Origin of the sequence: Kibdelosporangium banguiense (assembly GCF_017876405.1) — a bacterium.
Lineage (GTDB): Bacteria > Actinomycetota > Actinomycetes > Mycobacteriales > Pseudonocardiaceae > Kibdelosporangium > Kibdelosporangium banguiense.
On the sequence record NZ_JAGINW010000001.1, the window covers coordinates 2,042,930 to 2,056,903 of the forward strand.

The 13,974-nt window shown below is 66.0% G+C and carries 11 protein-coding genes; 6 read left to right on the forward strand and 5 right to left on the reverse strand.

Features of this window, described 5'->3' with window-relative positions; genetic code table 11:
• The first annotated feature begins 3 nt into the window (after positions 1 to 3).
• Positions 4 to 2,946 (forward strand): right-handed parallel beta-helix repeat-containing protein, encoded by a 2,943-nt coding sequence (locus tag JOF56_RS09760; RefSeq protein ID WP_209636534.1) that lies wholly within the window; start codon positions 4 to 6, stop codon positions 2,944 to 2,946.
• Here JOF56_RS09760 and JOF56_RS09765 read toward each other — a convergent pair.
• Positions 2,943 to 4,274, reverse strand: a complete 1,332-nt coding sequence (locus JOF56_RS09765; RefSeq protein ID WP_209636536.1) for a toll/interleukin-1 receptor domain-containing protein — start codon at positions 4,272 to 4,274, stop codon at positions 2,943 to 2,945. The two genes, JOF56_RS09760 and JOF56_RS09765, sit on opposite strands and share 4 nt — an antisense overlap.
• 346 nt (positions 4,275 to 4,620) lie before the next feature.
• Entirely contained in the window at positions 4,621 to 5,796 is a 1,176-nt protein-coding gene (locus tag JOF56_RS09770) for an LCP family protein (RefSeq protein WP_209636538.1), read from the reverse strand.
• Positions 5,797 to 5,852: 56 nt separating this feature from the next.
• Between JOF56_RS09770 and JOF56_RS09775 the strand changes: the two genes are divergently transcribed.
• From JOF56_RS09775 to asnB, 5 genes are all read left to right on the forward strand, one after another.
• The gene (locus JOF56_RS09775) at positions 5,853 to 6,275 is read left to right on the forward strand and encodes a DUF6542 domain-containing protein (RefSeq protein WP_209636539.1); all 423 of its coding nucleotides are present in this window, start codon (positions 5,853 to 5,855) and stop codon (positions 6,273 to 6,275) included.
• A gap of 20 nt (positions 6,276 to 6,295) precedes the next feature.
• A complete protein-coding gene (locus JOF56_RS09780) occupies positions 6,296 to 6,517 on the forward strand; it encodes a hypothetical protein (RefSeq protein ID WP_209636541.1) in 222 nt (73 codons plus the stop codon).
• Positions 6,518 to 6,537: 20 nt separating this feature from the next.
• Positions 6,538 to 8,562 carry a bifunctional polysaccharide deacetylase/glycosyltransferase family 2 protein gene (locus tag JOF56_RS09785; protein ID WP_307855011.1) on the forward strand — a complete coding sequence of 675 codons (2,025 nt, stop codon included), beginning with the start codon at positions 6,538 to 6,540 and terminating at the stop codon, positions 8,560 to 8,562.
• A 586-nt stretch (positions 8,563 to 9,148) separates the two neighbouring features.
• Positions 9,149 to 9,460, forward strand: coding sequence for a hypothetical protein (locus JOF56_RS09790; protein ID WP_209636544.1), 312 nt, complete (start codon positions 9,149 to 9,151; stop codon positions 9,458 to 9,460).
• A 39-nt stretch (positions 9,461 to 9,499) separates the two neighbouring features.
• Positions 9,500 to 11,329, forward strand: coding sequence for an asparagine synthase (glutamine-hydrolyzing) (gene asnB, locus JOF56_RS09795; protein WP_209636546.1), 1,830 nt, complete (start codon positions 9,500 to 9,502; stop codon positions 11,327 to 11,329).
• A gap of 62 nt (positions 11,330 to 11,391) precedes the next feature.
• Here asnB and JOF56_RS09800 read toward each other — a convergent pair whose 3' ends face one another.
• The 3 genes from JOF56_RS09800 to JOF56_RS09810 are packed head-to-tail and all read right to left on the reverse strand — an operon-like array spanning position 11,392 to position 13,974.
• Positions 11,392 to 12,627, reverse strand: a complete 1,236-nt coding sequence (locus JOF56_RS09800) for a cytochrome P450 (protein WP_209636548.1) — start codon at positions 12,625 to 12,627, stop codon at positions 11,392 to 11,394.
• Positions 12,624 to 13,697 (reverse strand): fatty acid desaturase, encoded by a 1,074-nt coding sequence (locus tag JOF56_RS09805; RefSeq protein ID WP_209636550.1) that lies wholly within the window; start codon positions 13,695 to 13,697, stop codon positions 12,624 to 12,626. The genes JOF56_RS09800 and JOF56_RS09805 overlap by 4 nt, the downstream gene beginning before the upstream one ends.
• Positions 13,684 to 13,974 carry an acyl carrier protein gene (locus tag JOF56_RS09810; RefSeq protein WP_209636552.1) on the reverse strand — a complete coding sequence of 97 codons (291 nt, stop codon included), beginning with the start codon at positions 13,972 to 13,974 and terminating at the stop codon, positions 13,684 to 13,686. Before JOF56_RS09810 ends, JOF56_RS09805 begins: the two co-directional genes overlap by 14 nt.

Here is a 13,974-nt window from a genome sequence, read left to right on the forward strand (position 1 = left end):
CACATGCTGACCCGGATCGCACACGCGTTCAGGACCAAGCGAATGCGCACCTTCGCGGGCACGGCTGCGGTCCTGGTCTTCCTGGCGGGAGTCGTCGTACTGGGCTCGGATCGCGCTCACCAGACACCGTTGGTACGTCTGCACGGCGGAGCCGCATGGCTGGCGTCCAACAAAGTCGGGCAACTGACGCTGCTGGACGGCTCCTCCGCTGAAGTGGCCGCTCGCGTTCCGGTCGCCGCGCCCGGCAGTCCCATCCGCGCCACACAGCTCGGGTCCACGGGTTACGCGCTCAACCGTTGGGACGGAAGCATTGTCCGGGTGGACGGCGCGACACAGCAACCCGGCCGTCCGACGAACCCGTTGGCCGCCAGCGGGGATCAGCTCACCACGTTCCCGACAGCCCATACGCTGTACGTCCTGGACTCCAACCGGGGCCTGCTTGTACCCGTCGACCCGGTCGATCTGACACCTCGTGGCACGCCGCAATCGCTTGCCGCCCAAGTGACTTCGGATTCCTCGGCGGTCGACGACGACGGCCGGCTCTGGGTGCTCGACCAGCGGTCCGGCGACCTGGTGTGGTTCGCCGGCGATGTCCGGCACGCCCGTCCCCACGCGGGGACACCGGAACGGACACGGCTCAACCTGGCCGCCGGCCGGCCCGCGCTGCTCGACCTCACCCGGCGGGTGGCCGAACTGCTCGACCCGGAGACCGGTGAGGTCGTCGAGTCGGTGCAGGCGGATCTGCGGCCACTCGACAAGGTCGCGGTCAGCGGTTCGCCGCAACAGCGCAGGCTGCTGGTCTCCGTCGCGTCCCGCGGTCTGCTCATGGTCTGTACCTTCGGCGCGGAGTCGTGCGCCGCACCGATCCCGCTCGGTTCGGGCGGCGGCGATTTCGGTGCGGCCATCGAGACGAACAACCACGCGATCGTGCCGGACTACGCGACCGGCCGCGTCTGGATCGTCAATCTCACGACCATGCAGGTCGTCGTGGAACGGCAGCTGTTCACGAGCCCGATCAAGTTCGAGCTGCTGTCCCGGGACGGGGTGATCTTCTACAACAACCCGGACGGCGACCAGGCGGGCGTGCTTTACCTCGACGGGCGTGTGCGTGCGGTCTCCAAGTACAACCCTGACGATCCGGGCAACGTGCACCCCACCAACGCCACGGATAGCCGCGCGACGGGCGGCCAGACCGTGCCGACCCCAGGTTCCTCAGCAAGTGCGCCACCGGCAGCGGGACCAGGACCCGGCACACCCGACCCGCCGGTACGCCCGATGACGACGGCGATCGTGATCAAGCCGCGCGACCGGGGCCTGGTCGGCGAGGAGCTCGAGCTGTCCGTCGTGTCGCCCGGCGGGTACGGAATCTCCGCCGCGCGCTGGACTTTCGGGGACGGATCGGAGGCCTCGGGCACCACTGTGCGCCACCGGTGGGACCGGCCCGGGGAGTTCCCGGTGAACGTGGCCGCCACCTTCGAGACCGGGCAGCCCGCCCCGGTGAGCACCGCGACCGTGGTGATCGAACCCGCCGGGACACCACCCTTGATCAACAAGATCAACATCAGGCCGGAGGCACCTCAGGCCGGTGTGCCGGCCTGGTTCAGCGCTGAGCTGGGCGGGGCCCGGCCGGAGACCTGGGAGTGGCGTGTCACGGGCGAGCGCGGTTCCGTGGCCACCTCGAACCGTCCCGAGTTCCAGCACACGTTCACTGATCCGGGCACCTACACCGCGACTCTCACCGTCCGGGCGGGGCCCGCCAGCGTTCAGCAGACACTGCGGTTCGTTGTCGCGCCCGCGCCTGCGGTAGTGCGTTGCGGCGACGTCCTCACGACCGACGCGCGGCTGACCACGGATCTGGACTGCGGTGACGACGTAGGAGTGACCATCGCGGCGAGCAACGTCGTGCTGGACCTCGGCGGGCACACCCTCAAAACCCCTGCCACCACCCGCAAGGACACTGCGATCGAGATCAAGGGTCCTGGGGTCACGAACGTCACGATCCGCAACGGGCGGCTGACGGAGTTCCTGAACGGCATCAGCCTGACCGATGTCACCGGCGTGACCATCACCAACGTGACGACTTTGTCCTCGTCATCCACCGGCCAAGGGACCCCCGACCGCGGCGCGGACATCCGCGGCAGCCATGCCCGCGACATCCGGCTGGAGAACACGAATCTCACCGGAACGTGGGCGTTCGTCTTCGACAACGAGTCCACCGCGCGGATCAGTAAGTCCACATTGGAATATCATTCGCACCCGGCGACCCCGATCTCGCGGGCGTACTGCGGAAAGAGCAGCGCTTGCACGGTGGTGGACAGCACTCTCCGAATGAGCGACATGTCATGCCTGGCGGGCACCGAAACAGTGGAGACCGGGTCGCTGACCATCGACAACAGCGTCCTTCCCGCCGGTATCAACAGTTACGGATGCCGCACGGCGACCGTCCGCGACAACCGGATCGGACCGGTCAGATTCAATCCGTCCGGTTCGCTGGTATTCACCGGGAACACGGTCGACCCAGGCCCGCTCACCGGCCAGATGGCCTCACTGGGCAGTGACGGGTCGTTTGTCATCTCGGGGAACACGTTCTCCGAGATGACGCCCGGTCTCGCCGTCGGCGGGCACGGTGTCGTCTCCGGCAACAGATTCTTCGACAATCCCACCATAGGTCTGTCGATCGGCAGCTCGTTCTCGGGCTATTCCGGCGGAACGATCGAAATCACCGGCAACATCTTCGAGCGCAACGGCAACGCACCGCCGACATGGCAGGTCGAACGCGGCGGAATCGTCATCAACAGCCGGGACGAGGACCCTCAGATCACCGTCTCCAACAACCAGACACGCGACAACAAGGGGTACGGAATCTACGCGACCGGCAACGTCGTCGGCAGCGGGAACATCTCCACCAACGACCAGCTCAACTGTTTCGGCGTTCCGTGCAACTAGCTGTACCGGCCCTGGATCGAAGCGTCGAGCTGATGCCGGGCCGTGGTCACGTTGGCGACCGCGCCATCGAACGCTCCAGCCTTGAGCGCCGCGGATTCCGCAGTCAATCGCGCGGTCATTCGCTTGTGGACATTGGACTGTCCCTTGGACAACTGGAACGCGAACTCACCCAGCGACGAGAAAGCCATGTCGTGCAGTTCGAGCAGCGTTCTCAGATACTCGTACTCCTCGAACGCGGCTTCGTACTCATGGTCGTCCAGCAACTCTGCGAAGAAGGGACGCAATGTCACACGCACGTGCCGGCTCAACGCGTGGTAGTGGCGGACGCCGTTCCACTCCGGAAATTCGGCAACATACTTGGGATCGATGACGTTGCGAAGCGCCAACGCCTGGATCGCCGGGGTTCCGGACGCGGTCACCGTTGCCTGGACGAGCGAACGATACGCCACCTCGTCACGACCGCTTGCCGCGCTGGCAATGCCGATCACGTAACTGAGCAGCAGCGTCGGATATGCCTCGGCCGCCGCCCACGGCCCGCCACGGGAACGCCTGCCGGCCCTGTTGAGCAATCGCTCGACCGCCCGTACCCACAACGCGTCGTAGTCGGAGATCCCTGACGCCACACCGAGTACAGCGAACCTGAGCAGCTGAGCCATATCGTCCTGATAGGACTCAATCCGCTCCGCGAGCGCCGCGGGAACCTCCCGATCGGCCATGAGAGGCATGCTGACGGGATAGCGCGCCTCACGCAGCGCCTCGAGCGTCTGGCTTGTGGTGTCCTGGAAGATGTCCCGCACCGCAGCAGCTTGATCACGATCGGCGAGCGCTTTTTTGAACAGCGTGGCGGCGTCGGCCGGCGCTTCGCGCGCGGACAGGATCTCGGTGAGCTCGTCGAGGACGCGGGCGATGTCCCGGTCGTCGTTGCGGTGGTGCAGCCGCAGGTACTGGCAGCGGGCGAGCATCTTGATGTCGTCGGGCAGATCGGCCTCGTTGAGCGCTGGCGTCCCGTCGAGGAAAACCGGGATCACCCGCAGCCCGCCCCGGAAGGCCGCCAGGATCTCCCGGCGTACCCAGTCCTCCGGGTTGTCCAGTCTGGGCCGGCCATTGCGGTCGGTGGCGGTCAGCCAGCGCGGCCCGATCACCGCCAGGAACACCTCACACTGGCGCAGCCGGTCCAGAATCCGGATGACAAAATCCTCGCCGACCCGGATCGACTTGCTGGCGAAGAAAACGTTCGCCGAGCCGAACTCGGCGGCCAATTCCCGGGAGATAAAGGTGGCGGCCCAGTCCCCGTCGCCGGTTCGATAGTTGACGAAGACGCCGCCCATGAGCCTCCTCCCGCCCTGGGCCCGGATAGTACCCGGGTTGCCCGCGAGCAAGATCCGGCCAACGAAAAGGCGGTCCTGGCCAGCCAGGACCGCCTTTTCACCACCCCCGTGGTTCCCCCTGCCCCGTCATACCCGCCGCGCCTGGCCCGCCTGCGGTCGCACTGTCACCCCGGTGATCACCCCGCCGGAATCACCGCGGCACCACAATCGTTCAAATGCGTACAGCTCTCCCGAATGACAGAATTCAGCCAGTTTCCGGGATTTGCCCCCGCTCAACCCCTCCGCAAAGAAAGGCGCATGACAGCGCCGAAGGTTGGCCGTCGTTATCAATCCGAGATGTTCGGGTTCAGTCCACGCAGGGGATCGCGGCCGGCGGCGGTGGGGCGGACGTGGTCGTCGGCGCCGTCGTCGTAGCCGTCGTCGGCGGTGGCGAGCTCGGTTTGGCCAGGTTGGGGCCGATCATGGCGCCCACCTGCTTGCGGACCTTGGTGACGTCCACGATGTTGATGCTCTCGCCGTCGACTGTCTGGGTGTCCTCGATCGGCAGCGTCAGATAGGTCATCCGGCCACCGGTCAGGCTCGATGCCCGCAGGGCGAAGTCGAACAGGTCCATGCCCTCGTCGAGGACCACGTTCTGCTTGGCCACGTCCATCAGCCCGGACAGGATCTTCGGATCGGTGGCCGCGCCCTGGCCGCGCAGCTTGTACGTCACCGCCGCGATGAACGCCTGCTGGCGCCTGGTGCGGTCGAGGTCACCGTTCTTCAGGCCGTGCCGCTGACGGACGAACGCAAGCGCCTGCGACGCGTTGAGCGTCTGCCGGCCGGCGACAAGGTCCGAACCGGACATCGGGTCACGCGTCGCGTTGTTCACACAGACCTCGATGCCGCCCAACGCACGCGCCAGATAGTAGAAACCGGCCAGGCTCACTTCGGCCATATGGTCGATCGGCACGTCCAGGAACGTGCTGACCGTCTCGATCTGGGCCCGCCGGCCGGCTTCCCGGCCTCGGTACTCAAGCTCGTGCAGGTCCTGCAATCCGGCCGCGCGCAACCGCGTCTCCTCGGCGATCTTCGCCCGGCCGTACGCCTCTTTGATCTTCCCCTTCACCGGCGCGCCCGGTACCCCGTGCAAGTCGACGAAATTGTCACGCGGCACGGACAACGCCGTCGCCTGTGATCCGTCATTGGGGATATGCAGCAACATCAACGTGTTCGCGTTGTAACCGCCCCGGTCACTCTCACCCGCCTGCAGCTGCGCCAGGATGTCGTCCGGCAGCGGATCGCCGTTCAGGTCGAGCCGGGTCGTCAGGCCCATCACCAGAAGGTTCATCGCGCCGACCGAACGCGCGGCGTCCGGCGGGATCGCCTTGGACCGGCGCACCCCGGTGTCCAGATCCTGGTACGTCGCCCACGCCACACCGGCCGCGACCATCATCACGATCGAGACCAGAATCCACATGGTCCGGACCACTACAAGCACAGACCGCCGCCAGCGACGGCGCGCTCCCCCCAAGGCGTCCATTCGCCCGATGTTACGCGGCAACACTTCTGACCTATAGTCGCAATGGGGTCCCGATGATGACAAACAGGACGGCAGTGGTGGGGGAAACGCCGGTACACCCGCATGTGCCCGTGCAGGTGCCGTCGGCCGCAGCCGTGGCCATCCTGACGGTCTTCATCGGTATGGGGTTGGTCACTGACGGCACGGCTTCCAGCTGGATGTTCGGTGCGTGGGTGATCGCCGGCGCGGTCGCGGCAGCGACGCTGGTCCGCCCGGTCGGCCTGTGGGTCGTGGTCCCGGCGCCGCCGATGGCTCTGCTGGTCGTGGCGATCGGCCGGGCAGCATGGCGGCAACAACCCATGTGGGGCAGCACAAAAGAGCTCGTCGCCGCGCTCGCACCGCCGTATCTTCAAGGCTTTCCATGGCTCGCGGCCGGCATCGGCGCCGGCATCGTCATCGCGGCCATCCGTCTCGTCCTGCGGTCACGCACGAGACGCTGACGCTCAACCTGGGGGATGTAATGCAGAAGGAAGCAGAAAGACCGGTCCTGCCCTGGGGCCACACTGGACGCAAGCCGGTGTTCGCCTCGGCCTCAGGGCGCAGGCGACGGCTCGTCCAACTGACGAGCAGGCTGGTCGCCGTGAGCATGGTCACGCTCGTCACAGTCGTTGTCGCGACCACATTGAGCGCGGGACATGACTCGCCGCCGCCGTGGCCCGTGATCACGATCCGGTCGAAGTGAAGCGCGGCGGCGTCCCTTGGGTGCACTGGATCACCCTGGGGCTCACGGTTTTCCTGTTGCTGGGCGCACTCGCGATGCATGCGTACAGCGTGACGACAGCACCACTCGCTGATACCGAATCGCAGCCCGGAGGCCGGGGCCCAGTGGTCCGGACCAGTGACCTCGGCCTGGAGGACCGGCCGCTCACCGGCCGGACCATGGCACTGGTGATCCACGACGGGCCCAATCCCAAGTGGACACCCAGGATCCTGGACGCCTTACGAGAGTACGGCGCACACGCGACATTCATGCTTGTCGGCAAACGCGTGAACGAACACCCGGAACTTGTCCGGCGGATGCTCGCCGAAGGTCACGACGTGGGCATCACCGGACTGCGGCCCGGCGACATAACCCAACTGCCCGGCTGGCAACGTGACCTGGAACTCTCCCTGGCACAGCAAGCCCTCGCCGACGCCACGGGTGTCCACACGCGATTGTTCGGCCAGCAGAGCAGGATCCCCGACTCGACGCTGACCGCCCTCGGCGAGGACGGCTATCTCGTGGTCAACCCGACCGAGAACGCCCAGACGTTGCCGTGGGGTGATCTGACCGCACTCTCCGCGATCGCCGAACGCGGCACGGCGATCCGGATGCACGACGTCGGCAGCGTCACCGTGGACGAGGTGTACGGCCTGCTGTCGACGATGACGCCCCGCGGCCACCGGTTCGCCAGCATCTCCGAAGGCCTGGTCATCCCGCCGCCGCACGACGAGGCCAGCGTGCCGAGCCTGATCACCGCCCGAGTCTCGGCCTGGGCCCAGAACAACGGCGGCCTGCTGGTGATCATCCTGGACACCCTGATCATCACCGCGGCTCTGCTAGCCGTGCTGCGTGCCCTGATGCAACTCGGACTGGCCAACACAGCACGCCGCCTGGCCAAAGAGCACGAACGCAACCCGCCGCCGTGGTTCTCCCCACCGGTGTCCGTCATCGTGCCCGCATACAACGAGGCCGCGAACATCGCGGCCACAGTCCGTTCCCTGCTGGCGAACACCCACACCGCGGACGTCGAAGTCATTGTGGTGGACGACGGCTCAACAGACGGCACCGCGAATATCGTGCGCGCCCTCAACCTGCCGGCAGTCCGAGTCATCCGCCAGGCCAACGCCGGCAAGTCGGCCGCCCTGAACGTCGGCATCGCCCACGCCGCCCACGACGTGCTGATCCTCGTCGACGGCGACACAGTCTTCGAACCGGACACCATCGGCCACCTCGTACAACCCCTGGCGGACTCGACAGTGGGGGCAGTCTCCGGCAACACCAAGGTCGCCAACCGGCGCAGCCTCCTGGGCCGCTGGCAGCACCTGGAGTACTGCGCGGGGTCCAACTTGGACCGGCAGATCCTGAACGCCCTGCAATGTATCCCCACAGTCCCGGGGGCAGTCGGCGCCTTCCGCCGAGCAGCTCTCGCAGACGTAGGCGGAATAAGCTCGGACACAATCGCCGAGGACACAGACCTGACAATCGCGATAACCCGCGCAGGCTGGCGCGTCACCTACACCCCGGCAGCCCGAGCCTGGACCGAAGTCCCAGCAACCCTGCGATCCCTCTACCGGCAGCGCTACCGCTGGTCCTTCGGCACATTCCAGTCGATGTGGAAGCATCGAGGCAGCTGGCGAGACCGAGGCCCATCCGGCCGAATGGGCCGCTACGGCCTGCTCTACCTCTTCGCCTTCCAACTGCTGCTCCCCCTGCTGGGCCCAGCCATGGACGCCTACGTCCTCTACGGCATGTTCCTGGCCAACGCCCCAGAAGCAATCGCAATCTGGGCAGTGTTCCTGGCCGTCCAGACGGCGGGCGCAGGCTACGCCCTCCACCTGGACGGCGAATCCCTGAAACCCCTCTGGGGCCTCCCCCTCCAGCAGTTCATCTACCGACAACTAACCTACCTAGTAGTAATCCAATCAGTGATAACAGCCCTCCACGGAGCCCAACTCCGTTGGCAAACAAACCGCCGCACAGGCCAAGCCGCCCGCGCCCTCGCCTCAACCTCCCCCCACCCTTAACCCCTGTGGGACTCTGTTGCCTAATTCTGAAGATGCTGGTCAGGGTGCTTTCGTATGGTGATCGTTGTGGGCAGATGATGATCTTGTGTGGCCGGTCCCTGTGCCGGCCGCGGGAGGGATCAGGTGATGTCGGTCCAGCCGCGTGCGTGGCCGGTGGTGCCCGAGCAGTATCAAGCCGTCCCGCCTTTGTCAGCGCTGCTTCCCGCCCTTCCCGGCGTCTTCCGGGTCAGACTGCGCTCAGCTTCCACTAGACTGCTGCGACAGCCCAGCGAGAAGGTCTCCCGCCTTCCTCGGTTCATCGATGCCTCACGGCGCACAGCGACTTCATGTCGCAAGGCGAGTATCTCGGCGTCTTTCGACGCCGACGACCGAGCGAGCAGGACAAGCCAGGACAGGCCATCGCGACACTGGCGGTGAAGCGCGATTCCAGCACTTCCGCTGCCGAACAACGCAAGCCTCAACTGCACAAAGGAATTCACCGCAGCGCGTCGCCGTCCTCTGCTCCTCGCGGAGGGCGACGACGCGAACGAGAAGGTAGGTGGGCACCCGCAGCAAGTTGGGCGCGCGGGCATGGCAGGCTGACGGCGTGGGCCGATCGAATCGGGCGGCGCTTGACGCCAAGATTGCAGAGGCGACCGCCGACTGCTACAACGACAGCGAGTGCGTTACCGGCTTCCACACCATGTTCGAGGACAATCTCGCCTTCCCGTTCCAGACCGTGGTGCTGGGCGTCGACGTCACCGAGGACGGCCAGATCACTGCCATCTGCGTACGCGGACGGCCAAGCAGCGCGTCCCGATCTGGACCTGCCGTTGCGACACCACCACCGGAAGGCGCGGAGTGGATTGACACGTATCGCCGTTGGCTGTGGGGCCGTGACGATGCGCGACCAGGATGACGCCAGGTACGGCTGGCTGAGCAGGCCAGGGAGGCAGCGATGTGCGGAATCGCAGGATGGGTCTCTTTCAGCACGGACCTCACGCAGCGCCGGGAGGTCATCGAGGCGATGACCGAGACCATGGCGTGCCGCGGCCCTGACGACTCAGGCACCTGGGTCCGGCCCGACGTGGCGCTGGGCCACCGTCGTCTGGCCATCATCGACCTGCCCGGCGGCAGGCAGCCGATGGCCGGCGCCGGGCTCGCCGCCATGGTCTACAGCGGTGAGGTGTACAACTTCGCTGAGCTGCGCGAAAAGCTTTCCCAACGGGGCCACCGGTTCGAGACCGACAGCGACACCGAGGTCGTGCTGCGCGGGTATCTGGAGTGGGGCGACGCGGTCGCCGATCACCTCAACGGCATGTACGCCTTCGCGATCTGGGACGAGCGTCAGAAGAAGCTCGTCCTGATCCGCGACCGTATGGGCGTCAAGCCAATCTACTACTACCCGATTCCGGACGGCGTGCTGTTCGGTTCTGAGCCGAAAGCGATCTTCGCGAACCCGCTGGCGCGTAAGGTGGTCGGCTCCGACGGCCTGCGCGAACTGATGACCTATACGAAAGCACCAGGCTGGTCACTGTGGAAGGGCATGCACGAGGTCGGTCCGGGCACTATCCTGACCATGGACCGGTCCGGGATCCGCACCCGGACGTACTGGAAGCTCGATGCGGTCCGGCACACCGACGACCAGGAGACCACGGTCGGCAGGGTGCGGGAGTTGATGACCGATATCGTGAACCGCCAGTTGATCGCCGACGTACCGCGCTGTGTTCTGCTCTCAGGCGGGCTCGACTCAAGCGCGATCACCGGCCTCGCCGCGGCACGGCTGGCCGAACAGAGTGAACGGCTGCGGACGTTCTCGGTCGACTTCTTCGGTCAGGAGGAGAACTTCAGACCGGACGAGGTGCGGGACACCCCGGACTCACCGTTCATCCGCGACGTCGCGAAACTGGTCGGTTCCGACCACCAGGACATCGTGCTCGACCCCGCTGGGCTGAGCGACCCGGACGTCCGGCGTAAGGTGCTCCTCGCAAGGGACATCCCGGCCGGGCTCGGCGACTTCGACACCTCGCTGTACTTGCTGTTCAAGGCGATCCGCCAGCACTCGACCGTGGCACTGTCCGGCGAGTCCGCGGACGAGGTGTTCGGCGGGTACCGTTGGTTCCACAACGACGCGGCGGTCAACTCGGGGACGTTTCCCTGGCTTGGCCGGATGAGCCTCACCACCGACTGGTCTTCCTTGCTGCGCGAGGAGGTGCGCGCGACGCTGGACCTGCCCGGCTACACCGCCGACCAGTACCGCACCGCCATCGCCCAGGTTGACCACTGCGATGGGGAGAGCGAACAGGATCGGAAGATGCGCACGATCTGCCACCTCCACCTGACCCGGTTCGTGCGAATACTGCTGGACCGCAAGGACCGGGCATCGATGGCCGTCGGACTCGAAGTGCGCGTCCCATTCTGCGACCACCGGCTCGTCGAGTACGTCTACAACACCCCGTGGGCACTGAAGACCTTCGATGGCAGAGAAAAGAGTCTGCTGCGGCACGCCACCGGGCACGTGCTGCCTGCCTCGGTCCGAGAGCGGGTCAAGAGCCCGTATCCCCTCACCCAGGACCCCGGCTACGCGGCTGCCCTGCAGCAACAGGCGAAGGAGGTCCTGACTGAACGGAATGCCCCGGTGTTCTCCCTGATGGACCGCGGCTGGTTACACCGGATGTCCGAAGTGGACCCGGTTACGATGTCGGCTACTCAGCGCATCGGGATCGACCGGATGCTGGACCTCCACCACTGGTTCGACCTGTACTCGCCGGAGCTGCAGCTCGACTGAGATGAATCGTTTCGGCAACGCGGAGGACCGCGCCGGCCGATCTCCACTACTGGCTGGTCTCGTCAGAGCATCGCCTGGTGGCGCGTGTCGCGTGGCCGCAGCCGGACAGTCAGCCGAGCAAGGCCACGCTGGACGAGCTGGTCGCGGTAGTGGGGCTCGTCTTCGAGCGACATGTGTGGGAAGTGACGGGTGAGGGTGGTCAGTCCGATCTCAGCTTGAACACGAGAGAGCTGGGCGCCGAGACAGTAGTGCATGCCCAAACCGAACGACAGCGGCCGGTTCGGGGTCCGGTGTGGCCGGAAGACGTCCGGTTCGTCGTAACGGGACGGGTCGCGATTGGCAGCGGCCAGGAGCAGCATCACCCGGGCGCCGGCCTTGACCGGCACGCCGTCGAGGGTGAGGTCGCGTTCGGCGACCCTGGTGAGAACCTGGCTCGGGGCGTCGAAGCGCAGCACTTCGGTCACGAAGGCTTCCGCGTCAGTTGCCTGGAACTGCGCGGGTTTCCTCAACGCCATCCTGATCGCGCCCGCGATGAGGTCGCTGGGACTCTGCACACCCGCGATCAGGAACATGACCAGGCCCGCCACCAGTTCATCGTTGGTGACCGTCCCGGCCGCGTCCGCCTCGTGGACCATCCTGGTCGCGAGGTCGTCGCGAGGTTCTCTGCGACGGCTGGCCACCAGATCGGTCATGTAGCCGACCAAGACGTCCATTCCCGCGTCACCGTCGGCCAGCTCCGCGAGGTCGAAGATCGGTTCGAACGCGGTGGTCGTGTCCGTTATGGTCGAACGCAGGGCCAGCTGGTCGGCTACCGGTATGCCGTAGAGCTCGCCGGTGACGGCCAACGTGAGTCGTGAGCTGAACCCCTCGACCAGGTCGACGGTGGCGCTGTCGCAGGTCACCAGGCGCTCGGCCAGCTCCTTTGCCTTGTCTTCGATCATCGGCCGCAATCCCGTGATGCTCTGCGGATGGTAAGCCCAGCGGGAGAAGTTCCTGAGACGGTCGTGGTCGGTGCCATTGCTGAACATCATGATCTTGGTGAAGCACTGCCACGAGGAATGCTCGATCATCCCGGTCTTACGATGCACGGATGCGTCGGTGACGAGCAGTCCCGGTTCGCGCAGTGCGGCCGCGCATGCGTCGTGTCCCTGCACGAATACGAGTTTCGGGCCGAGCCTGACCACGGGGCCCAGTTCCCTGAGCGCTTCGTAGAGCGGATACGGATTTCGTTTGCCCGCGGGGGTGAACAGCGTCCCCAGTGCCTCGCTGGGCCCGATGGCGTTGCCGGTCGCGGTCATGGCGTCTGCCTCGGCGGTACCGGTTTGCGGTCGAAGTCCTGATAGAAGCCACCGTGCTCGGCGTCGTGCAGGTGCAGGTCCTTCAGGATGCCCAGGAGAGCGGTCGGGGTGAGCTTCTGCTCGCGGACCATGCCGGGATATGCCTGCTTCAGTGCTCCCTGGGCTTGGGGCAGGTTGTAGAACGGGATGGCCGGTGCGACGTGGTGCGGCGTGTGGATCGAGATGTTGTGCGTGAGCAGGCGCAGCGGCTTCGGGTACGTGTAGTCGGTGGTCATCAGTAACTTGCCCGCGTTGCGGGTCCACTGATGTGAGTCGAGGAAGGGCAGGTCACTCGCGCTGTGGTGCATGAGCGTGGTGGCGCTGAACCACAGATGTGTGGCCAGCCACGGCACGAAGAACCCGGTGAGCAACGCCCAGGGACCCGCGACCAACGCCAGTGTGCTCAGGTGCGCCGCGCCGGCCATGATGGTGAACGCGATCGACCACCGGACCTCGCGGCGCATCGAAGCTTTCGGGAAGAACCCAGGGCGGAAGCCGGAGAGCCACCAATAGCGAACGGTGCCGCCCCAAAACGCCCAGGTCCGGGTGCTGGCGTAGACAAACCTGCCCAGCACGGACAGCCGGTCGTACATGTGCGGTGGCAGTGGGCGCCAGTCGGTGTCGAGTTCGATGTTGTTGGTGTGCGCATGGTGCATGTTGTGCACGTGCCGCCAGGAGTGGAACGGATAGAGCAGCGGCATCAGAGCGACACTGCCGACGAGCACGTTGAGCCGACGCGAGCGGGAGAAGGATCCGTGGCCGCAGTCGTGCGCGATGCAATGCAGTCCCCAGCCGCCGAGGCCCGCGGTGATCCACAGGGGAATCCACAAGGCCCAGTGCGGAGCGAGCAGGACACCCGCCACCGACCCACCGTAGACGCCGGCACTGAGCAGGAAGCCCAGCAGTCCCCGGCCGACCCGGGGATCGAAGTACTCCTTCGGGATCGAATCGGTAAGCAGTTTTCCTTCCAGACTGCGAGACTTCTCCAGAAACTCCGCCAGTGCCGGATTCGGCCGGTCAGCTCGGGTCATCGTCATCTCCGCTCGCCACCAGATGGTCGACGAGTGCGTTGATCGAAGTGTGTTCGTAGACAACCGCAGGCGACAGTCTGCGTTCGAGCAGCTTTTCCAGCTTGCCCGAGATCTGCATACCGGCACGGGAGTCCAGGCCGTACGACTCGAAATCCTTGTCCGGGTCGACCTGCGAGACCGGGATGTCCAGGTGTACGGACAGCTGCTCGACCAGCCACTCCCGAAGACGGTCGGCGGTCACCGGGCCGTCGAGAAGCTTGGTTCGGCGTCGGAACAT

Coding starts and splice junctions, on each gene's coding strand:
- JOF56_RS09760 (WP_209636534.1), top strand. CDS start 4: ATGCTGACCCGGATCGCACACGCGTTCAGGACCAAGCGAATGCGCACC.
- JOF56_RS09765 (WP_209636536.1), bottom strand. CDS start 4,274: ATGGGCGGCGTCTTCGTCAACTATCGAACCGGCGACGGGGACTGGGCC.
- JOF56_RS09770 (WP_209636538.1), bottom strand. CDS start 5,796: ATGGACGCCTTGGGGGGAGCGCGCCGTCGCTGGCGGCGGTCTGTGCTT.
- JOF56_RS09775 (WP_209636539.1), top strand. CDS start 5,853: ATGACAAACAGGACGGCAGTGGTGGGGGAAACGCCGGTACACCCGCAT.
- JOF56_RS09780 (WP_209636541.1), top strand. CDS start 6,296: ATGCAGAAGGAAGCAGAAAGACCGGTCCTGCCCTGGGGCCACACTGGA.
- asnB (WP_209636546.1), top strand. CDS start 9,500: ATGTGCGGAATCGCAGGATGGGTCTCTTTCAGCACGGACCTCACGCAG.
- JOF56_RS09800 (WP_209636548.1), bottom strand. CDS start 12,627: ATGACCGCGACCGGCAACGCCATCGGGCCCAGCGAGGCACTGGGGACG.
- JOF56_RS09805 (WP_209636550.1), bottom strand. CDS start 13,697: ATGACCCGAGCTGACCGGCCGAATCCGGCACTGGCGGAGTTTCTGGAG.
- JOF56_RS09810 (WP_209636552.1), bottom strand. CDS start 13,974: ATGTTCCGACGCCGAACCAAGCTTCTCGACGGCCCGGTGACCGCCGAC.